General features: G+C 44.4%; 20 protein-coding genes and 1 tRNA gene. 11 read left to right on the top strand and 10 right to left on the bottom strand.

Going from position 1 to position 20,678, the window contains the following annotated elements; translation table 11 throughout:
* Positions 1-302: 302 nt before the first annotated feature.
* Positions 303-379, bottom strand: a tRNA-Arg gene (locus tag EAE92_RS03130).
* Positions 380-575: 196 nt separating this feature from the next.
* Here EAE92_RS03130 and folD point away from each other — a divergent pair.
* The 8 genes from folD (at position 576) to EAE92_RS03090 (ending at position 6,961) form a co-directional block, all read left to right on the top strand.
* Entirely contained in the window at positions 576-1,451 is an 876-nt protein-coding gene (gene folD, locus EAE92_RS03125; RefSeq protein ID WP_214067007.1) for a bifunctional methylenetetrahydrofolate dehydrogenase/methenyltetrahydrofolate cyclohydrolase FolD, read from the top strand.
* Positions 1,451-1,663, top strand: a complete 213-nt coding sequence (ybcJ, locus tag EAE92_RS03120) for a ribosome-associated protein YbcJ (protein WP_036811637.1) — start codon at positions 1,451-1,453, stop codon at positions 1,661-1,663. The genes folD and ybcJ overlap by 1 nt, the downstream gene beginning before the upstream one ends.
* Before the next feature lie 792 nt (positions 1,664-2,455).
* Complete coding sequence (locus tag EAE92_RS03115; protein ID WP_214067006.1) at positions 2,456-2,872, top strand: DUF2170 family protein; 417 nt, start codon at positions 2,456-2,458, stop codon at positions 2,870-2,872.
* 19 nt (positions 2,873-2,891) lie between these two features.
* On the top strand, positions 2,892-3,575 hold the full coding sequence (locus EAE92_RS03110; RefSeq protein ID WP_214067005.1) for a PspA/IM30 family protein: 684 nt from the start codon (positions 2,892-2,894) through the stop codon (positions 3,573-3,575).
* A 65-nt stretch (positions 3,576-3,640) separates the two neighbouring features.
* Positions 3,641-4,303 carry a YjfK family protein gene (locus EAE92_RS03105; protein ID WP_214067004.1) on the top strand — a complete coding sequence of 221 codons (663 nt, stop codon included), beginning with the start codon at positions 3,641-3,643 and terminating at the stop codon, positions 4,301-4,303.
* On the top strand, positions 4,304-4,741 hold the full coding sequence (locus EAE92_RS03100; protein WP_214067003.1) for a DUF350 domain-containing protein: 438 nt from the start codon (positions 4,304-4,306) through the stop codon (positions 4,739-4,741). It begins immediately after the preceding gene.
* Between the two features lie 12 nt (positions 4,742-4,753).
* Positions 4,754-5,665: a DUF1190 domain-containing protein gene (locus EAE92_RS03095; RefSeq protein ID WP_214067002.1), complete on the top strand. Its 912-nt coding sequence runs from the start codon at positions 4,754-4,756 to the stop codon at positions 5,663-5,665.
* Positions 5,666-5,794: 129 nt separating this feature from the next.
* Positions 5,795-6,961, top strand: coding sequence for a glutathionylspermidine synthase family protein (locus EAE92_RS03090; RefSeq protein WP_214067001.1), 1,167 nt, complete (start codon positions 5,795-5,797; stop codon positions 6,959-6,961).
* Positions 6,962-7,109: 148 nt separating this feature from the next.
* Here EAE92_RS03090 and EAE92_RS03085 read toward each other — a convergent pair whose 3' ends face one another.
* The 8 genes from EAE92_RS03085 to EAE92_RS03050 all read right to left on the bottom strand — a co-directional run bounded on the left by EAE92_RS03085 (position 7,110) and on the right by EAE92_RS03050 (position 17,063).
* Positions 7,110-7,940 (bottom strand): nucleotidyltransferase domain-containing protein, encoded by an 831-nt coding sequence (locus tag EAE92_RS03085; RefSeq protein WP_214067000.1) that lies wholly within the window; start codon positions 7,938-7,940, stop codon positions 7,110-7,112.
* A 5-nt stretch (positions 7,941-7,945) separates the two neighbouring features.
* The gene (locus tag EAE92_RS03080; RefSeq protein WP_339959345.1) at positions 7,946-9,172 is read right to left on the bottom strand and encodes an RtcB family protein; all 1,227 of its coding nucleotides are present in this window, start codon (positions 9,170-9,172) and stop codon (positions 7,946-7,948) included.
* Positions 9,173-10,399: 1,227 nt separating this feature from the next.
* Complete coding sequence (locus tag EAE92_RS03075) at positions 10,400-12,154, bottom strand: acetyl/propionyl/methylcrotonyl-CoA carboxylase subunit alpha (protein WP_422616046.1); 1,755 nt, start codon at positions 12,152-12,154, stop codon at positions 10,400-10,402.
* Between the two features lie 14 nt (positions 12,155-12,168).
* A complete protein-coding gene (locus EAE92_RS03070; protein WP_214066998.1) occupies positions 12,169-13,776 on the bottom strand; it encodes a 5-oxoprolinase subunit B/C family protein in 1,608 nt (535 codons plus the stop codon).
* A 17-nt stretch (positions 13,777-13,793) separates the two neighbouring features.
* A complete protein-coding gene (locus EAE92_RS03065; RefSeq protein ID WP_214066997.1) occupies positions 13,794-14,552 on the bottom strand; it encodes a LamB/YcsF family protein in 759 nt (252 codons plus the stop codon).
* 92 nt (positions 14,553-14,644) lie between these two features.
* The gene (gene pcp, locus EAE92_RS03060; RefSeq protein WP_214066996.1) at positions 14,645-15,307 is read right to left on the bottom strand and encodes a pyroglutamyl-peptidase I; all 663 of its coding nucleotides are present in this window, start codon (positions 15,305-15,307) and stop codon (positions 14,645-14,647) included.
* Positions 15,308-15,318: 11 nt separating this feature from the next.
* The gene (locus EAE92_RS03055; protein ID WP_214066995.1) at positions 15,319-16,335 is read right to left on the bottom strand and encodes a DUF979 domain-containing protein; all 1,017 of its coding nucleotides are present in this window, start codon (positions 16,333-16,335) and stop codon (positions 15,319-15,321) included.
* Entirely contained in the window at positions 16,335-17,063 is a 729-nt protein-coding gene (locus tag EAE92_RS03050; RefSeq protein ID WP_214066994.1) for a DUF969 domain-containing protein, read from the bottom strand. Before EAE92_RS03050 ends, EAE92_RS03055 begins: the two co-directional genes overlap by 1 nt.
* Positions 17,064-17,499: 436 nt before the next feature.
* Here EAE92_RS03050 and EAE92_RS03045 point away from each other — a divergent pair, with 436 nt between their 5' ends.
* Both EAE92_RS03045 and xreR1 read left to right on the top strand, forming a co-directional pair.
* Positions 17,500-18,162: a GntR family transcriptional regulator gene (locus EAE92_RS03045; protein WP_214067058.1), complete on the top strand. Its 663-nt coding sequence runs from the start codon at positions 17,500-17,502 to the stop codon at positions 18,160-18,162.
* A gap of 346 nt (positions 18,163-18,508) precedes the next feature.
* Complete coding sequence (gene xreR1 / locus EAE92_RS03040; RefSeq protein ID WP_071647112.1) at positions 18,509-18,745, top strand: cell morphology transcriptional regulator XreR1; 237 nt, start codon at positions 18,509-18,511, stop codon at positions 18,743-18,745.
* Between the two features lie 87 nt (positions 18,746-18,832).
* Here xreR1 and EAE92_RS03035 read toward each other — a convergent pair whose 3' ends face one another.
* Positions 18,833-19,474: an HD domain-containing protein gene (locus tag EAE92_RS03035; RefSeq protein ID WP_214066993.1), complete on the bottom strand. Its 642-nt coding sequence runs from the start codon at positions 19,472-19,474 to the stop codon at positions 18,833-18,835.
* Between the two features lie 115 nt (positions 19,475-19,589).
* Here EAE92_RS03035 and EAE92_RS03030 point away from each other — a divergent pair, with 115 nt between their 5' ends.
* On the top strand, positions 19,590-20,579 hold the full coding sequence (locus EAE92_RS03030; RefSeq protein WP_214066992.1) for a GlxA family transcriptional regulator: 990 nt from the start codon (positions 19,590-19,592) through the stop codon (positions 20,577-20,579).
* The last annotated feature ends 99 nt before the right edge of the window (positions 20,580-20,678 follow it).

Below are 20,678 nucleotides of genomic sequence, written 5' to 3'. Positions count from 1 at the left end.
AATATTTTTATTTAAATTCATTTTGTTAAATGATGATGACTTGAAAATAGGCTCATCACTACTCTTCATCCAACCGTTCACCTCAAACCAAAAAAAGTGAACAGGGTTGAATTCCGCACATCCTATAATATTAGCTTCATCAGGGGGTATCTCACTTCATTGAACCTGAACGTACCCCCAAATATACCCCCACAATGTAGATTTCAGAGAACCTTACCAGACTTCTGGAGAACAAGGAGAGCTTAACTTTTTGTGTTTACTGGGGTTTTATGAGCTTTACTAGACGATGAGAGAGGTTGATATGGCACGCCCTACAGGATTCGAACCTGTGACCTACGGCTTAGAAGGCCGTTGCTCTATCCAGCTGAGCTAAGGGCGCATCTTGAGAGATGAGCTGCATCAGTAATGCTTTGATGCGGGAAGAGATTATACGGTGACAACCCATTGAGTCAATGGCTTTTCTGCTTATAAGTCTTCATCTGGCTATTTTCTGATTATCAATAAAACTGACAGCACGTTCATGTTCTGACAAAATAGGCAGTATCCCAATGTTTGATTTATGGATTTATTCGTACATGCCAGCAAAAATTATTGACGGGAAAACGATTGCGCAGACAATCAGAAGTGAAGTCGCAGTGCGTGTTCAACAACGTGTTGCTGCGGGAAGACGCGCTCCTGGTCTTGCCGTTGTTTTAGTCGGCGAAAATCCTGCTTCTCAGATTTATGTCGCAAGTAAACGCCGTGCCTGTGAGGAAGTCGGGTTTGTTTCCCGTTCCTATGACCTGCCAGATACCACCAGCGAAGCAGAGTTGTTGAATCTTATCGATCAGCTTAATAATGATTCAGAAATTGATGGAATTTTGGTTCAGCTCCCTTTACCTGCCGGTATTGATAATGTCAAAGTTCTGGAACGTATCCAGCCTGATAAGGATGTTGATGGCTTCCATCCCTATAATATTGGCCGTTTGTGTCAACGCGCGCCAAAGTTGCGTCCCTGTACGCCGCGCGGTATCGCAACGTTGCTTGAGCGTTGTGGAATTAACACTTATGGGTTGAATGCTGTCGTTATCGGCGCTTCAAATATTGTTGGTCGTCCAATGAGCCTGGAGTTGTTATTAGCTGGTTGTACCACTACGGTGACTCATCGCTTTACTAAAGATTTACGTCATCATGTGGAACATGCGGATTTACTCATTGTGGCGGTTGGTAAACCAAACTTTATCCCCGGTGAGTGGATTAAACCCGGCGCTATTGTTATTGATGTAGGCATTAACCGACTGGACGATGGCAAAGTGATTGGTGATGTTGATTTTGAAACTGCATCAGAGCGGGCAAGTTGGATCTCTCCGGTTCCAGGAGGGGTTGGCCCGATGACAGTCGCGACACTTATTCAGAATACCTTGCAAGCCTGCGAGGAATACCATGATGTGGAAACAATTGAAGGTTGTTGATGGAAATTTTTTATTTAGAAGGCCACCCTTATGTGGCGTTGTGTGATCTGTTGAAGTTTCAAGGGTGGAGTGAAAGCGGCGCTAGCGCTAAAGCGGTTATTGCGGAAGGTTTGGTTGAAGTTAATAGTCAGATAGAAACCCGTAAACGTTATAAAGCGATAGCCGGGCAGGTTGTTACCTTTAATGGTAAATCTGTTCATATTAAAGAATGATTAAAGCTGGCTCCCTTAAAGATGAAGGGAGCCGCAGATTGTAGGTAAAGTTTTTCCGACAAGCTTTTACTGTCCGTGAACCTAACTATTTGTCGTTAAAAGATATCTCAATGTAAAATAGTAAAAATATAAATGTTTTATCACCCTTTTAATATCTATAATCATCGCTTTTCTGTTTATTGAATAAAGCAGCTCTCTTAGTTTTCAAATGAAGTGAAAACAGATAGTTTAAATGGTGATGAAAAGATTATGACGGTAAATAAAGGTTAAATCTGATAGTTAATGCATAAGGTTAATCTCTGTTGAATGTAAGAAGCGCTAAGTAGAAAAGCTTTTTTATGTCGGAGATAAATGGGAGTTTGAAGAAAATTTTAGTTTCGATATTAGAAGGTTAAATGAGTTGATAACCAAAAGGGATTCTTTTATCAATATCGATTGGTTTTACTGGAAGTTTTTATTTTAGCCTGCAATTTTCTGTTTTATTTACGGTGATACGCCAAAGCTATAAAGCAACCTTAGTTAAGCGTGATTTTAATCATCCATCAGGATAAGTTTTTTCATGCGAATACTCTCATGGTGTTTTGTGCGGGAGGTCTTGAGATAGCACAAGGCCACTTAGCGAAGGGTATAAGGTTTTAATAATGTTCAGTAATGCTGTATTTAAGGTTTTATGCGTTTTTAGTATTTACCATGCTTATGAATATCTTAGGTTTAATACTGGGCTATTTTAACGTAATACTTATTGAAAAATGTATAATCTGATGATAATTTAAACTTAATATGCTGATTTTAATGATAAAACAAACCAGTGGAGTAGATAGTTTGGAATTAAATCAAGTGATTAAAGCTCTTAATGAATCTGGTAACGACTGGACTGTAGAGCAAATAGGTGAATGTCTTGCAATTACTAACGAAGACGGAATTAAAGCACATCTGGCGATTTGCGGCAGGCAAATTACAGTGGAAGCATTACTGTTTTCGGAAGAGAATGTTTTAGATCCCGCTTCTTTAAATCAGTTTATTTTAGAAACGCACAAAATGATGCCTTTGACTTCCGTTGGAATAACTAAAGTCGATGGTCAATCTTACTATACCGCTTTTGGTTCATTGTCATCAGAATCAAAACAAGAAAGCGTTGTCATCGAAGTCTCAATGCTGTTTACCAACATCACTGAACTTCTTGATGCGTATTCTGAGTTCCTAAAATAACAGTGTAGGGGAAATATCAATGAATGTATGGAAAAAGCTTTTTAAGGCAATTAAAGGAACGGTAAATAATGCGGCAGAATCTGTCGCTGATGGCAACGCACTGACGATTCTTGATCAGGAAATCCGAGAAGTAAAAGCAGAAATCCGCCGTGCGGATGAAAGCCTGGTTAGCATGATTGCTAAACGAAAAATGGCGGAGAAAAAGGTCTCGGATATCAAAAACAGTATCACCGAGTACGAGGGTTATGCTCGCTCTGCCGCGGGTAAAGGCGACAATGGGCTTGCTCTGGAGTGTGCTCAGAAAGTTGCGACCCTGCGTGATGAACTGGAAAGAGAGCAAGCGTTGTTTGAATCGTTCCAGAAGACTGAAGCGACGCACCGACACAATGTGCAAGAAGCGAAAAAGAAAGTGTCTCAGCTTGAGAATCAAGTTGATTTGGTTAAAGCAACTGAACAGGTGCAGAAAGCCCAGGCTGCGACTCATAACTCTGTCGTTGGCGCTTCTTCAAAAACATCTACCGCCCTTGATTCCCTTGAGCGCATCAAGTCACGTCAGGCTGAGAAAGCGGCTCAGTTCGAAGCTCAGCAAGAGCTTCACGATAGTATGACTTCTAGCGATCTGGATAAAAAGCTTAAAGAGGCAGGCATAACTTCAAGCGCTATGTCCGCGGAAGATGAACTTGCTCGTATCCTTGGCAAGTAAACCCCAAGTTGTTAAATCAAGATCCTGCTTTTTAAAGTGGGATCTTCTTATCAAGAGATATTTCTATGCTTTCCAAAATCGCAGATGCGTTTAAGAGCGCATTCGGGGGCAAGACGGTTGCGCCCGTTGTTCCAAAGGTGCCGGAAGTATTAGGTTTGCGTATCGGTGGTGTATTTGAGATAGACCCGTTGATGCTAAAACTGATTGAATCTGACCTCACGATCGAAAATGCGGCTTCAACTCAGTTTATATGTTCCGTTGGTGTTGTCGACTTAGATGATAACGTGCGTTTGGTTCGTTATTACACGGATGATGAAGGTTACCTTCAAGTGCTTCAAGAAGGGGAGGGGGATGACGGCGTGAAGGAAGTGAGTCTGTGGTATTTTTACGAAACTAAACCGATAGATTCGCAAGTTCAATGGGATGCTCTCATTAAAAACGGTATCGTCACGCCAAATGGGGAATATGATCTCGACGGCACTCAGTTCTCTCAGTTGTGGGACAATGTTAAGCCAGTGGCTGTTACCGAGAAAACTTACACTAAAGAGGGGCGTATAACTGAAACTGATCAGTTTGTGATGGTGTATTCGCGTCAGGTTGCTCATAACAGAACAGAAGAGCTTCAAGTTGTGGGAGAAGAAAAAGTGGTAGGGAGTAACCTGGATAGATTGATGGTACTGAGCACCGGTATTCAACTTAACCAAACTGATTTTAAAGTGGTGGCATAAATGATCACATTGGAAAATGAAGAACAGGCTTTCACGCAATTTATGCATGGTGTAGGCAATTTTGGCTTGTGTTTTGGGTTGGCGCTGGTTTTTTTCATCGTTTTCAAATTCATCTACACAATAATTACTCCGCATGATGAGTGGAAACTTATCAAGCAAGAGAAGAATAGCGCCGCTGCGATATCGCTTGGCGGCGCGCTGGTTGGTTACAGCATCGCCATTGCAAGTGCGGCAAGCAACTCTGTGGGGGTTATTGATTTCGTTATGTGGAGTGTTGTCGCGCTGTTGGCTCAGATTGTTGGCTTCTTCATGGTTCGCATATTTATGATGCCAAAGATTGTATCTCGCATCGAGAATAATGAGGTCCCTGCTGCGGTTGTGCTGGCGTCGGTGTCAGTTTCTGTTGGTCTTTTAAACGCAGCCTGCATGACTTACTGATTTGGGGATCGTATGACGAACGGGAACAAAAAGCGCAGAATGCGCAGCACTGCCATCAACATTGAGAGTAAACGTAAATATTGGCGTGGGTTCTCATTCACGTCATTGGTGCTCAGTATGGGTTCACTCGTGGGTTGCGGTCAATCGGCGGATGAACTGTCAATCAATGTCTATAAGGATCTGGCGTCTTGTCAGAATAATCCAAAGAATACGATCGCGGCTCAGTGTGAAACCACATATCAAGCGGCATTACGTGAAGCGGAACGTACGTCGCAGAAATTTCGTAAGAAAGCCATGTGTGAGCTTGAGTATGGTGAGTGTGAAGCAATGCCGGGGGCTGTAGGTTATCGACCGAAGATGGCCGCCTTTATGATGGCGGAGGTGAAGCCGGAACAGTTTAGCCGATATGATATGGCTGAAAAGTATCGCAACGTGTTTTACCAGCCGCTATTTACTTCAACATCAGGTTATAGCGACTTGTACGGTAAGCTTTTTTTTGCTGATGGCAAGGTCATTGGCGCCTATTCTGATATTAGCAATATCCAGTACGAGATGAACCGACGTTATTTGCAGCCGCTGGAAACAGTTCGCTTGCCAATTGAGGAAGAAGTTTCTCAGGTTGGAACAAATACACATGGCGCTTTGTATGCAAATTCTGGAAATGTAGTTACAGGTATAAATCCTGTACTGAACCCCCGATCAGCTGCTTATATTACATCTGGGATCGTTGATGAAATCGGTGATTATTCAGACCGTAAACACAGGGAGAGAATGTATCGAGAACGCTTGATACGTGAAAAGGAACAGAGGTTTAAAAGCGGCGATTCCCGTTATTCGGGTTATGATAGTAAGCCAATCGTCACTACCAAGTCTTCTGGTGGTTTTGGTTCAACATCTTCCGCTAAATACAGTTGGGGTGGTTAACCGGCGCTGACATTTTATTCGCAGGCTTTTTGTTATCAGTGTCTTGCATCGAGGCATGATTGTTGAATTAAGCGTTTGTGCGATGATTTTTTCCAAGATTCAAATAAGCATTATCAAAGGGTTAACGTCATGATTCAGATCCCAACTACGCCTCGTCATGATTGGAAAGCGCGGGCAAAAGAATTTGGGTTTGGTTTCCATACAATCGATAATGAACCGTACTGGACGGAAGACCGTTACTATCAGTTTACACTCAAGCAGATTGAAGAACATATTGAAGTTCCGACAGCGGAAATCCACCGGTTGAGCCTGCAAGCAGTGGAGCAAGTGGTCAACAGTGATGAGTTGATGGCTAGATTCCAAATTCCAGAAGCAATGTGGTCACTGGTTCGCGCATCCTGGAAGCGCAGAGATCCAAGTCTCTATAGTCGTCTTGATTTTGCTTATGATGGTAAAAATCCGGCGAAGTTATTGGAAATTAATTCAGATACGCCGACCTCTATTTATGAACATGGTTTTTTTAGTTGGTTGTGGCTGGAAGATAAAGTTAACCGTGGTGAATTGCCTCATGCCGCTGATCAGTTCAACTTACTACAGGAGTTGCTTGTTAATCGCTTCTGTGAATTGAGACCTTTTTTGCCATTCAACACACTTCATTTTGCCTGCTGTAAGGGTGCCGAAGAAGACAAAGGTTCGGTTGATTACCTGGCGGATTGCGCCAAAGATGCCGGTATTCATACCGAGTTTGTCTATATTGAAGATATTGGACTCAGCGAGTGTGGTAAGTTTACGGATAGTAATAACAAGATTATTGATTCTATATTCAAGTTGTACCCGTGGGAGTTCATGTTTCGTGAGGAATACGCTCAACACTTGGTTACGGCGGGTGTTAACTGGTTTGAGCCAATGTGGAAATGCATCACCTCGAATAAGTCAATTTTGCCATTGCTTTGGGAGATGTTTCCAGGACACCCAAATCTGCTTGAGGCTTATTTTGCCGATGATCCGCAAGCCAGGCGTCTAACTCACTACGTTATGAAGCCGATATTCAGCCGTGAGGGAGCGAATATTAGTGTTCATAAAGATGGAGAAGTGGTTGAAGAGGTAGATGGTCCTTACGGTGAAGAGGGTTACATTGTGCAGCAATACACCCCATTGCCAAAGTTTGGTGATAGCCATGTTCTTATCGGTAGTTGGCTCGTTAATGACACGCCCGCTGGTCTATCGGTCAGGGAAGATATTGGCAGGATCACGAAGGATACATCACGATTTGTGCCTCATATTATTTTAGGTTAATGATTATATAACTATTTTTTCTACATAAATTTTCCAGCCTAAAATAGAGAATTGATCTGTTTATTTCTGGAGCAGGGTGGAGAACCCTGCTTTCTGACTTTTTGTGAACACCCAACTTTATCGCTGAAATGTCATATATGTATGATTTTTATCCGTTTTTTAACAGGTATTCTCCTTCCTCTTTATGATTATTGTGAAGTACTGTGTGCATCAGAAGTAGATCCAATTCGGTATCTGGGAGATGTTTTTTGTCTTTGAGTTCGCAGCGGGTAACTGAATCATCTAACTCGCGGCAGATAAAGTTATGAATGCGTTTAAAACGTGGACCATACTCCGTTTCGTCAGCGTTACGCTTGATGGCAAGTAGAGTCTGTATCTCTCGCATCAGCGCCGCGTCTGTAACAGTTCCGGCTAGCAGGGTGTCGAAGCGCATCGGCGGCACACCTTTGCCAGCTTCGATCCAACGTACCGCCAGCAATGGACGTAGTACATAAAGGTATTTTTTCAACCGAATTTTCTCGCCTTGCAGATAACCACGAAAGTTTTTCTTTGCCATCGACAGATAGTGATATCGCGCTCTGTTGTTGGAAAAATAGTCTGGTAATAGGGCACGTAGCGCTGCCATAAACTCCACGTCTTCGTAGTAGATTACCGGTGAGTCTGCCCACTCCATCAGTGTCGGGTTGGCTCGTTTCAGCAACCCTAAAGTTTTACGCAGTTCCCAACCACAGATATCCAGCTCGTCGCTGATCGGTAGTTCAATGACATCCCGAGAGGGATCGACGCGTAAGTACCATGATGGCGCATGTACATAAATAAAACGTACATCGTAATCACTGTTTGTTGAGGCAAATCCCCAACCGCGGCTACCTGATTCACAGGCGTAGAGTATTCGTATTTGCAGCTCTGTCTCAAGTTGCGCCAGTTTTTGGCATATGTGTTGCTTCATGATGTCACTGATACCAAATTTTTCTTTCATCTTGATTATCCTTTTACGCAAACCACTTGACGCAGGGTGTGAACGATTTCTACTAGTGAAGACTGAGCGGCCATTACGGCCTCAATGTCTTTGTAGGCCATCGGAATTTCATCGATGACGTCGCTGTCCTTGCGGCATTCCACGTGTGCCGTGGCACGCTTCTGATCCTCTATTGTGAAGCGTTTTTTCGCTGCTGTGCGGCTTAATACTCGGCCGGCGCCGTGACTGCATGAGCAAAAACTCTGTTCATTTCCCAGACCACGTACGATAAAGCTTTTCGCACCCATTGAGCCAGGAATGATGCCCATGACGCCTTGGTGTGCCGCGACCGCGCCTTTACGTGTGACTAACACGTTTTGGCCGAAGTGTTGCTCTTGTTGCACATAATTGTGGTGACAATTTACCGCTTCCATTATGGCAGTGAACGGTTTTGTTATTACCGTCGCCAGTGCTGCCAATGTATGTTGCATCATGACTTCGCGATTATGGCGGGCGAAGTTTTGCGCCCAACCGACCGCTTCCATATAGTCGGCAAAGTGACGGCTTCCTTCCTCAAAATAGGCCAGGTTACGGTCAGGCAGGTTAGCGATATGCTGTTTCATGTCCTGTTGGGCGAGAGTGATAAATAGATTGCCAATGGCATTTCCTACACCGCGTGATCCACTATGCAGCATTACCCATACCCGGTCAGATTCATCCAGACACAGCTCAATGAAATGATTACCGGTGCCTAGTGTCCCTAAATGCTGATGGTTATTGGTTTTCAGTAATTGTGGATATTTATCGGTTAGCCGTTTAAATCCGGTCTGCAACACGCTCCAATGGTGATCGACGGTTTTTGGCGGTTGCTGCCAGGCGCCTTTATCCTTACCGCTATGGTTTGCCGTGCGTCCATGTGGTACGGCAATTTCAATAGCATGGCGGATAGCATATAGGCTGTCCGGTAAATCTTTGGCATTCAATGAGGTACGTACTGCCATCATGCCACAGCCGATATCTACGCCTACCGCGGCTGGAATAATCGCCCCACGAGTTGGAATGACACTGCCGATGGTTGAACCTTTACCAAGATGTACATCAGGCATAACGGCTAAATGGCTGAATATGAAAGGCATTTTTGCTATATTCAACAGTTGCTCACGCGCTTCCGTTTCTACCGGTACACCATGAGTCCACATTTTCACTGGTGCGCTGTTTGGCGCGGTCATCAACTCGTAATCGTTTGTTATCACATTATTCTCCTGGTTACTTAGCCGTCACTATTATTATAATTTAAAGTAACGAATATTTTTCCTTTTTAATCAATGGTGCTGAATTTGCTTTTTATCTTGATCTTCTTTGGGACCATTAGGGAAATATTTTAAATAAAAATCTTATTCCACTATTAATATAGTATTCTGTTTAATGGTAATTGCAATTATTTGAGTTGTTGTTTTGTTGAGTAATGTTGAAATTGTGATGCTAATCTATATAAAAATATGTTTGTAAAGATATATATGGGACTTATTATAGTTTTAAATTGCGTTGGTAATTGTAAAGGAAATGTAAAACAATTAAATTATTTAATATTATGATGTTGTTGTAATAGTAAGTTTATATACTATTCAGATAGATGCATATATGCGCATAATTATCATATGGATATGAAAATTATTAAATGAGTAACATTATATTTTGATGAAATAATATTTCTATGGTTGGAATAAAATAATGGTCTGAATTTAATATATTTCTTGAAAATATCAATATGTGTAGTATATGGGCTATGACATTTTTATTGATTTATTCTTATTGAGTTTGATTTATATCTTATTGATATGACATGTAATCATAACTATTTGTTTTTGTTGTATTTTTGTTTTGTGTTTTTATTGATGTTGTCAAGTGTAGAAAATAAACCTCTACACTATTTATAACCGTTAATTTGTAATGAGTTAATGATTTCTTATTATTTAAATATATATAAAAATAATCGAAAATTATCATGCTGTTTTTCATTAACTAGATAAATATATATTGCTGTTATCAATTTATAATTATTGATAAATTACAATTTTTTATCCTTTATTTTGTTTTATGTTTTTTTATTATTGGTTTTAATCGCATCTCAATTTTAAATTGAAAATCATGATATTGAAAATATTTGGTAAATATTTCTTTCTGATAAAAAATAGTTTTGTTAATAATTTTCGGAGTACGACAAATAAACAGTTGTTAAATTGTGTGATGACTTATTTTCCTTATTGTCAATCTTAACGAAATGATTAAAAAACTGCCCTTAATAGTTATTTTTTCCTATTCATAAAGGGGGTAATTATCTTCTTTTTCACGATATTGATTGCATTTTAAATTTAACCTCTTCATTAAAGTTGTGCGGAAATTATCCGCACAATTTGATGTTGTATTGGGCAATGTGAATTTATGTGTTAAATCAGCCAATTAATTGTGATAATTTGGCGTTAATCGTCGTTAATACTTGCCAGTACATTTCCTGCCTGTTGATAACCGCCTTCTTCTGCGTAGATAACGATTTTCCCAGAACGATGTGTGGTAAGTTGCGTTTCCATTTTCATTGCTTCCATGACAGCAATGACATCACCTTGTTTAACTTCATCACCTTCCTGCACATACCAGCATTGTAAAACGCCGGATATTGGTGCTGTTATTGTCTCCTCAGCTTCACTACCTTTGCTCTCAGTGATGGAATTTTGCCCAGAATCAAGTAATGATAGTCCTTTTAATAATTCGGCGGGTAGTCCTAGCTCATGCCGACGGCCATTAATTTCAATAAAAGTACGCGTTACCTTTTCTGGGTAATGGTTTTCCTGACGCGGAGATATTTTTATATCATTGATAAAGTCAGTTTCGATCCAACGTGTGTGGACGTTAAATGTGTCATCGGAAATAAAATCAGGATGTTCCATTACTGCTCGATGAAAAGGCAATACTGATGCAACACCTTCAATGCTGAACTCCTTTAATGCTCGTTGCGCACGGGCAATAGCTTGTTGGCGGGTTGTTCCGGTGACAATCAGCTTAGCCATCAGAGAATCAAAGGTGTCAGGGATGGTGGAACCTGCTGCAACACCAGAATCCAACCTTATGCCTGGGCCGGCAGGGGGAGAAAATACCGTCACCGTTCCGGGCGTCGGTAAAAATCCTTTACCCGCATCCTCTGCGTTAATACGGAACTCAAAAGAATGGCCTAAAGGGATCGGTGTTGAGGTCAATGATAAAGGTTTACCTTCTGCAATCCGAAATTGTTCTACCACAATGTCGATCCCGGTGGTTTCTTCAGTGACCGGATGTTCGACCTGCAAGCGGGTATTGACTTCCAGAAAAGAGATCGTGCCGTCGGCACTGAGTAGAAACTCCACTGTTCCGGCTCCGATATAACAAGCGGCGGTGCAAATATCTTGTGCCGCTTGATGAATACGCTGACGCTGATGTTCGGTCAAAAATGGGGCCGGCGCTTCTTCCACCAATTTTTGGTTACGCCGTTGCAGTGAACAATCACGTGTACCAAGTACCACCACATTGCCATGTTTATCAGCCAGAATTTGCGCTTCAATATGGCGAGGTTTATCCAGAAACTGTTCAATGAAACATTCTCCACGCCCAAAGGCCGCTGTTGCTTCACGAACAGCCGAATTGTAGAGTTCGGTGACTTCATCAAGCCGCCACGCCACTTTCATGCCTCGTCCACCACCGCCATACGCTGCTTTAATCGCAATTGGCAGGCCATATTGTTCCGCGAACACCAGAGCTTCCTCTGCGTTTTTCACCGGTTCTTCTGTGCCTGAAACCTGTGGCGCGCCTACCTGTTGGGCAATTTTGCGTGCTTTAACTTTGTCACCCAGAATATCAATGGTCTCTGGTTCAGGACCAACCCAGATCAATCCTGCATTAATAACAGCACGGGCAAATTCTGCCCGTTCAGCCAGAAATCCGTATCCGGGGTGTACCATATCGGCGCCTGAACGTTTCGCAATATCCAATAATAGGGGAATATTAAGATAGGTATCAGCGGGGCTGTTTCCACCTAAACTATAAGCCTCATCAGCCAGTTGTACATGTTGTGCATTGATGTCCGAATCAGCGTAGACAGCGATAGATTGTAAACCATAATCCCGGCAGGCTCGGATGATACGGACGGCGATTTCACCGCGGTTAGCAATCAAAACTTTTCTCATGGGATGGTTTTTAATATTCATGGTCATTGTGGTACTCATGAGCGGCAATCGCTCTCTTTTATTTCGTGAAATTCAGTGATTGGGTTGAAGCGGATACGGGCATTGACAGGAATTTGTCCCGCAAGATCGAGATGATAGCTGGCAACGGAACCAATGACTGGGTAGCCGCCGGTCAAAGGGTGATCTGCTAAGAACAAAACCGGTTGACCACTGGCAGGAACCTGAATTGCGCCGGTGGTCGTTCCCTCACTCGGTAACTCTTTATGGTTAAGGCGCGATAATGGTGTGTCGCTATACAGACGAATACCGACTCGGTTAGATTGTGGTGTAACCTGCCAAAGCTGGCTTTTTAGCAGGGATAGCGCTTCTGCGGTGAACCAGTCAGTGCGCGGCCCTAGAATAATGTCCAGTGTAACGATATCGTCAGTGGTAGGCATATTGAAAGCCGGGCTTTCATCCATTGATACAGCGGAACCCTGCGTGAGAGTCAGAATATCCAAAGTATCGCCTATAGCGATTGGACTGGGGCCAATGTGTGCCAGCGTATCGTAAGAGAGGCTGGAGAGAATAGGTTGTTTGGCAAAGCCGCCACGCACTGCTAAATAAGAACGCACTCCCGCTTTGGGCGTTCCTAGCGTCACTTTATCACCGTCACCCAGATCAACAGGCTGATAGCCATCAACCTGAAACTTTCGGCCAGATGCTGTTTGAACAGTGATCGGGCAGTCAGCGCCTGTGACAGCGATGATGACATTGCCGTGAGAGATAAAGCTTAACCCTCCTTGCACAATTTCCAGACATGCATTGTCCGAAGGATTACCGACGATTCGGTTGGCGCTTTTCAGCGCTGTTTTATCCAGCGCACCGGCGGCAGAAATCCCTAAACTAGCCTGTCCTGAACGCCCTAAATCCTGAAAAAGTGTTTGTATTCCAGTGGTTAGGATTTTCAGTGAGGCGTGTTTATCAACCTGCGAAGATAAAACGTCCTCTATAGGCGTAATAGGGGGGACGGGTTTAGTGATTGTTGTCCCTTTGCCTTGATCTCTGAAACGTACCCGGAAACCGGGTTGCAATAGGGAAGAGGGAGAACGTGAGAGATCCCACATGCGCTCTGGCGTGGTACCGATGATTTGCCATCCTCCCGGACTGGCTTGAGGGTATATCCCACTGAATTCTCCAGCCAGACCAACTGATCCTGCGGGGATGCCGGCTCTTGGCGTCATCCGGCGAGGAACATGTAAACAGTCTGAATTTGCGACTAAATAGGCGAATCCGGGGGCAAATCCGGTAAAAGCAACGGTGTATTCACTTTCTGTATGTCGCTGGATAACTTCCTGTGTGGTGATGCCGAGAATTTCTGCCACTTCGACCAGATCATCACCATTGTAATACACCGGGATTTCAACGAGTTTCCCTGTTGTCCTATTCAGTGTATTCAGGTTGCGGCCATTGATTTCTCTGGCAAGTTTGGCTGTCGAAACCACATTGGGGCGGAATCGAATCAACAGTGTTTTGGCCGCTGGAATAATTTCTTCTACGCCTAGAATGGGACGGGCGTTAAGTGAATCAAATAGCGCCAGCGTTTCATTCAGATCATGAAGCTCGACAATAATAGCATCCAAATTAACAGGTAAAAAACGCACTAGGTACTCCTGGGCATTTAAATAAAGGAGCGCACGGTGATCCCGGCTTGTTGCAGGGTTAATTTCACCTGACGTGCCATTTCTACCGCGTCTGGGCTGTCACCATGAACACAGATGGAGTCCGCTTGAATACGGGTAAAACTGCCATCAATGGCTTCAACTCCCCCTTCGGTCACTAATTGCAACATACGCCGGGCAACGATATTCGCGTCATGAAGCACAGACCCTTTTTCCCGGCGGGAAACTAGCGTGCCTTGTGGAGTGTAAGCTCTGTCAGCAAAGGCTTCCGCAACGGTACGCAAACCTTTTTCCCTCGCCAAATCCAATATTTTTGACCCGGCTAATCCAACCAGCGCTAAATTGTCATCCACTTCTCGAATCGCCGTAATAACGGCAAGGGCTTGGTATTCATCATGGGCAATGGTGTTATACAGTGCGCCGTGCGGTTTGACATAACTTACAGTGGTTCCCGCCGCCGCAGCCAAACCTTTTAACGCGCCAATCTGGTAAATAACGTCCGCGATCAGCTCATGACTGGAGATATCCATATTACGGCGACCAAATCCGACCAGATCGGGATAAGATACATGAGCGCCGATCACTACCTGATTTTTGTGGGCAGATTTTAAGGTTTGAAGTATCCCGGCAGGATCACCAGCATGAAATCCACATGCTACATTGGCGCTGGTGACAATACTCAGCATGGCGTTATCGTCGCCCATTTTCCATTGACCAAAGCTTTCGCCAAGATCGCTGTTTAAATCAATCATGTTCATCGTCGTGACCCCAATAAAAGTGATAGCCAAAAAAGTAGTAAAAAATTCAGTTCTACAGATAGGCAATTTACGCTACGCCGATAGACGCTGAATTAATGAGTCGTTCCTCCGCTAATAACAATGTCCTCACGGTTTTCTAGTGCTTGATGAATAGCGATTTTCAGTGCCATTGTGATTGTTTCCAGCGCCATACTTGGCGTACCGTGGTGTTTTACCGCCTGTTCAGGCAGGTAGGGAATATGGATAAATCCACCACGTACTAATCCACCACGTACTGTGGGATAAGTCAGTGCCAGATGATGCAGTAGGCCGTACATGACATGGTTGCAGACATATGTACCGGCACTCTGTGAAATCGAAGCAGGGACCCCTGCGGCTTTTAGGCCACTGACGATCGCTTTAATCGGTAGGGTGGAGAAATAGGCCGCAGGCCCTGCTGCCACGATTGGGGTATCAATGGGTTGATTGCCCTGATTATCGGGAATACGTGCATCGTTGATGTTAATCGCTATGCGTTCCACTGTGATATCTGGTCTGCCGCCTGCTTGTCCCACGGCAATGACGAGTTCAGGTTGTATCTCATCAATCGCTGTGTACAGGCAAGTGAGAGAAGTGCCGAATACACATGGGAGCTGGCGTGTCTCAATATGTGCTCCAGATAGCTGTTGGTTTTGCAATTGTCTGACCGACTCCCACGATGGATTGATGGCTTCACCGCCAAAAGGTTCAAAAGCGGTAATCAGAACGGTTTTCATGGGATCTCTCCTTACAAAAACATCAAAAAATAGAGCAGAAAAACATTGGCAATCAGTAGCGCTATTCCAGTGGGAATTTGTGCTTTAATGACCGCGTTGCGATTTGGTAATTCCAGTAGTGCGGCAGGAACGATATTGAAGTTTGCAGCCATTGGGGTCATCAGTGTACCGCAATAGCCCGAGAACATGCCGATGGCGGCCATGACCGCCGGATTACCGCCATGTTGCAGCACCAAAATGGGAATGCCGATCCCGGCGGTGACAATCGGGAACGCGGCGAAGGCGTTGCCCATTATCATCGTCAATAGCGCCATGCCGAGTATGTATGTCGCCACCGCGATAAATCGGTTATCCACCGCCAGATAATTTTCTGTCAGGTGAGAAATTGCGGTACCGACGCCAGCTACGGTGAATAATAGCCCCAGCGTAGCCAATATCTGTGGCAGGATAAACGCCCAGCCGATGGAATCCAGTAAGCGACGCGCCTCTTGGGTTGATTGAGTTACATTTTCACGCGTCATTTTCAGTGCAACGCCATATCCGACTAAGCAGCCCATTGTCATGGAAAACAGCGTCACCAGCGTGGCATGATTGCCGGTACCGAACAGTGCCTGTTGTAACTCAGGGATGTGGTTAAACAGTAATACGCCGATCACCGTGACGATAGGGATTGCCAGTGCGGGAAGAAATAGACGATTCCCCAAACGGGAGGCGCTTTCCTGCCGTTGCTGAGGTGTGCGTTGATGGTAGCTACCCAATCGCACACCGCCAAAACCCGCCGTCAATGCCATCAATACAACGATCAGCCCCACACTGATATGCAACATCTTTTGGGCCTCGGCTTCGTTGTCTGCCCATAGTGCTATTAAGCGGTAAGTCCAGTCGCCTACCAAAAATACGATGCCATATAACGCCCAGAACAGGCTGGTGGTCAGGCGGCGAGGGTTGGTGTGATCACGCCAGGACATTATTGCTACAGCCAACAGGATCACGCCTGCCAGCCAATAAAGATATTGTTGCTGAAACATTACTCCACCTTACTTCGATTTTTGTCCATGCTATTCAGTGCTGCCAGTCTGGTAGCGATTTGATGGTCAAGACGAGACAAGCGGAACGCGTGGATCAGGAAGGCGCAGATGGCGGTAGGGATTCCCCACATAGCGATATGTAGCGGCTCTGTTTGTATGCCCCCAGACTCCAGCATAAAGTTATGCATAAAGATGATTGCGCCAAAGGCGACGAAGATATCCTCACCGAAGAACAGTCCAACATTGTCGGTTGCTGCTGACATGGCCCGCAGGCGATAACGTACATCGTCAGGCAGGTCATGATGACGGTTTTCCGTAGCCCCTTCTACCATTGGCGCCAGCAGGGGACGCACCATTTGCGGGTGTCCTCCTAAACTGGTCAGCCCTAGCGCAGCGGTTACTTCACGAATGAATAGATAGATGATCAACAACCGTCCGGCGGTTGCGGTTTTAATATTGCTAATCCAGGTTTGAGCTTGTTCTTTTAAACCGTGCCGCTCTAAAAGGCCGATAGTTGCCAGCGGCAACAGCAAAATTAGTGGCAAATTTCGGGTATTAAGGAAGCCGGAACCTAGCTTTTCCAGAATTGCCGTGATCGGCATATGTGCTGCCAGTCCGGTGATGATCCCTGCGACAATCACCACCAATACCGGGTTAAACCTAAGTAAAAAACCCACGACAATGACCGCGATGCCAATCAACGGCCATAGATTCACAATCTGTTGCATGTGGTGTCACCTCGGTGGATAAAAATCGCGGTTGCTTGCTGTGTCGTCATAGGTTGAATTCCTGTGCGGTAGATAAATTGATATCCAAGCAATATGCGTACCATCGTTGGATAATTTGTACTTATTGTTAAATAATTGTTTTTGTATTGTTGAGCAATAAATAGAATGAGGCGAAAGAATAGGCAAATAAAATTATTTTTTAATTATAAAAATGAAATCCAGATCACTTTTTACCTTAGTGATGCTCTATGATGGTGCGTTTAATGCACTATTGTGAGGCAATAATCATTCTGGCGTAGAAAACAGTCTGTGGGGAGGAATCTCTATGCTTGCTGGTAGTTGGTGAATGTGTGAAGATGCCTGCCATTCTTATCTTTGCAACCGGGAACTTGTGGTCAGGTTTGCTACATTTGGTCAGCTCTTTCAATTAATTATTATGAAAAAAGATAATTCCTCTCCTAAGACGTTAAGTGAAAAAGTTACAGATATTGTCCGGCAAAAACTGATTATTGGAGAGTTATCACCCGGTCAACGACTATCAGAAGCGGCTTTGAGCGAACAACTTGAAATATCGCGTAATACATTACGTGAGGTTTTTCGTGTACTGACTCAAGAAGGGTTACTGCGATATGAACCTAACCGTGGTGTTTTCGTGGCTACACCGAGTATCGCTTCTATTATCGATATTTATCGCGTCCGGCGGCTTATTGAATGTCAGGCATTGGCGCAATCTTATCCTATGCATCCTGCGGTTGAACACATGCGCGGTGCAATCGAAATGGCTAAACGGTGCCGTGATACTCAGGACTGGAGCGGTGTTGGAACCGCAAATATGGCATTTCATTCAGCTATTGTTGAACTTACGGACAGTGAACGATTGATAACATTCTATGGGCATATTTCTGCGGAATTGCGTCTGGCTTTTGGTTATCTGAACGATCCTGAACTTTTTTATGTTCCCTATATCAATCAGAATGCCCATATTTTGGCGTTACTTGAGCAAGGTGAACCAGAAAGCGCGGCCTCCGAGTTAAAAAGCTATCTGGAGCAGTCAGAACGTACGGTATTAGCGGCTTATACGCGCAAAAATCGTGCTTAATAAATAAAAATTAAGATAATATCTGTGACTAAAATTTATTGATAGATTAATATATCTAAAGTTTTTTTCATGTTTTTGGTTTGTAACGTTATGTTTGTTCGGCTCCTCTCCAGCCAGACAAAGGCGGTAGTGTCTATAGGGATCAAGGAAGTGAATGATAAGAGAAGCTATATATGCCTTTTGTGCCATGATGTTGAACTTTTTAATCCTCCCAATGACAGATCACTTGGTTATTAAAACATAATTCATCGTGTTTTTGCTGTAAGTCATATTAGTAACACGAGTTACAGGAAAACGTGACTTATAGTCCGTGGTTTGATAAGTAACATCGTTCGATACTTATCGAATGAAAAAACCTGACACGATAAAATCCATTTTTGGACAAAGAGTTAGATATATCAGAATGGCATCTGGTATGTCTCAGGAAGCTTTTGCCGATAAATGTGGACTTGATCGCACTTATATCAGTGGCATCGAGCGTGGCGTCAGGAATCCCACGCTTGAAGTTATCAATGTTATAGCAAGTGGTTTACAGATCGAATTGAAAGATCTGTTTGATTTTGACGCGGAGAAAAAGGGTTAGACAGCTCTTCTCTGTGCCTGCTTCTTAGACTCAAAATGGATAACCTGCACTTTGGCAGGTTATCCTTCGGCTGCCACAGCAGGACACTCAGCCTTTCCAGCGGGAATTGCGGATCACGTTGCAATAATTGAGGGGAACAAGTCCGGGCTTTTTATCCTGTATGATATCCACATTGAAGCTACCAAACATTGTCTGGGACCTATCCTTGATGCCGTCATAAAAAGCTTGAATGATCTCTTCCTTGAAGCCATCAGTGCGTGGATGTTGCTGTACAACAGCAGTGCGCTCACTGTCGCTGAACGTTTCGTAATTGATGCCCAACACGTCCATTTCTACGCCAGCGGTGACAAGCGCAATTTCGGGCGCCATAAACTCTGGAATGCCCGGTGTGGTATGCAAGGCAATCGCCGTCCAGACTTTATCAATATCGGCCTGAGCGATGCCGTATCCTTGCAGAAAATGTTTCGCCGCATTCGCGCCGTCAACCTCGAATCGTTTGTCACAACTGCAATGCTCATGTGTCAGGCCAATGTCATGGAACATACATCCGACATAGAGCAATTCATGGTCCACACTAAGCCCAAGACGCTGGCCGGCGAGTGCCCCCCAATAGTAAACCCGACTCGAATGATGAAAAAGTAGATCAGATTCCGTATCGCGGATGAATGTGGTTGCGTCACGGGTTATTTGGGTATCAGGAATACTCACTCCGTTAACTGAAAAACTCATAATGCTGTCTCCGGTTGATTAAGTGAAGGTAAGCATAAAACACATGACACCTGTCCTGAATTAACTTATAACGATGATTCAGGACACTAAGATTAAATAAGACTTCTGCAAAGCAATGATTCACAACATCACCATATTGGCTGTGCCTGACGTTCAGTTGCTCGATGTTTCAGGCCCCTTGGACGTGTTCGCTGAGGCGAACCGCATATTGCACCGGCAGGTCTATTCCCTGAGCGTGATGTCGACCGATTCAGACATCATCACTTCCTCGTCAGGCGTTAGGCTGGTGGCCGATATGATTTTGAGCCATACAACCAGTCACTCGGCAGACACGTTTCTTGTGGCTGGCGCGCCGAATGCGCATAACCATACCCTTTCAGAACAGGAGCGTGCTGCAATCATCGAAATGTGCCATCGTAGTCAGCGTTACGGCTCCGTCTGTACTGGCGCCCTGTTGCTGGCGCAGACTGGACTGTTGAAGCAGCGTCGGGTGACAACCCACTGGGAATGTGCCGAACTGCTCGCGATGCGTTTTCCCGAAATCACAGTTGAACCGGACATGCTCTATGTGGCTGATGGTTCCCTGAGAACGGCTGCGGGGGTGACATCCGGGCTGGATCTGGCGCTCCGGTTGGTTGAAGAGGATCTGGGCCGCGAGATCGCGATGGAGGTGGCAGCAAGTCTCGTCATGTTTTTCAGGCGACCGGTCTGTCAGGGGCACTTTATCCGCAGGAGTCAGTTGTCCCTATCCGGGAGAGCCGCTTTTCAGGATTTGCAACGCTGGGCGCAGGCAAACCTACAAGACATAAGTGGCTTGCAGGACATGGCTACACATATGAACCTGAGCATCAGGCATCTGGGACGCCTGTTCCGCCAGGAGCTCAACATGAAAGCAGGAGTATGGCTGGAGAATGCACGTATTGAGAAAGCGCGGATTTTGCTTGAGGAAGGCAGGCTCCCGCTCAAGGCAATACCGGGAGCTTGTGGATACAGAAGCAGCGATGTGATGCGTAGGGCCTTTGTTAAAAATACGGGCATGACCCCTTCTGTTTATAGAAAAATATTCATACAGACGCAGCAGATTGGCACAAATGGAAAAAACTGAAAACCAGATATGGGGTTCTAAGCCCGGTAATAGCATTCAGTTAAGGAAACAATTATGTTATAGATACTGATCACCCTTTAGAGGTGACAGGCAAATGAG

Origin of the sequence: Photorhabdus hainanensis, assembly GCF_018448965.1 — a bacterium.
Lineage (GTDB): Bacteria > Pseudomonadota > Gammaproteobacteria > Enterobacterales > Enterobacteriaceae > Photorhabdus > Photorhabdus akhurstii.
This window is presented reverse-complemented; position numbering and strand designations above follow the sequence as displayed.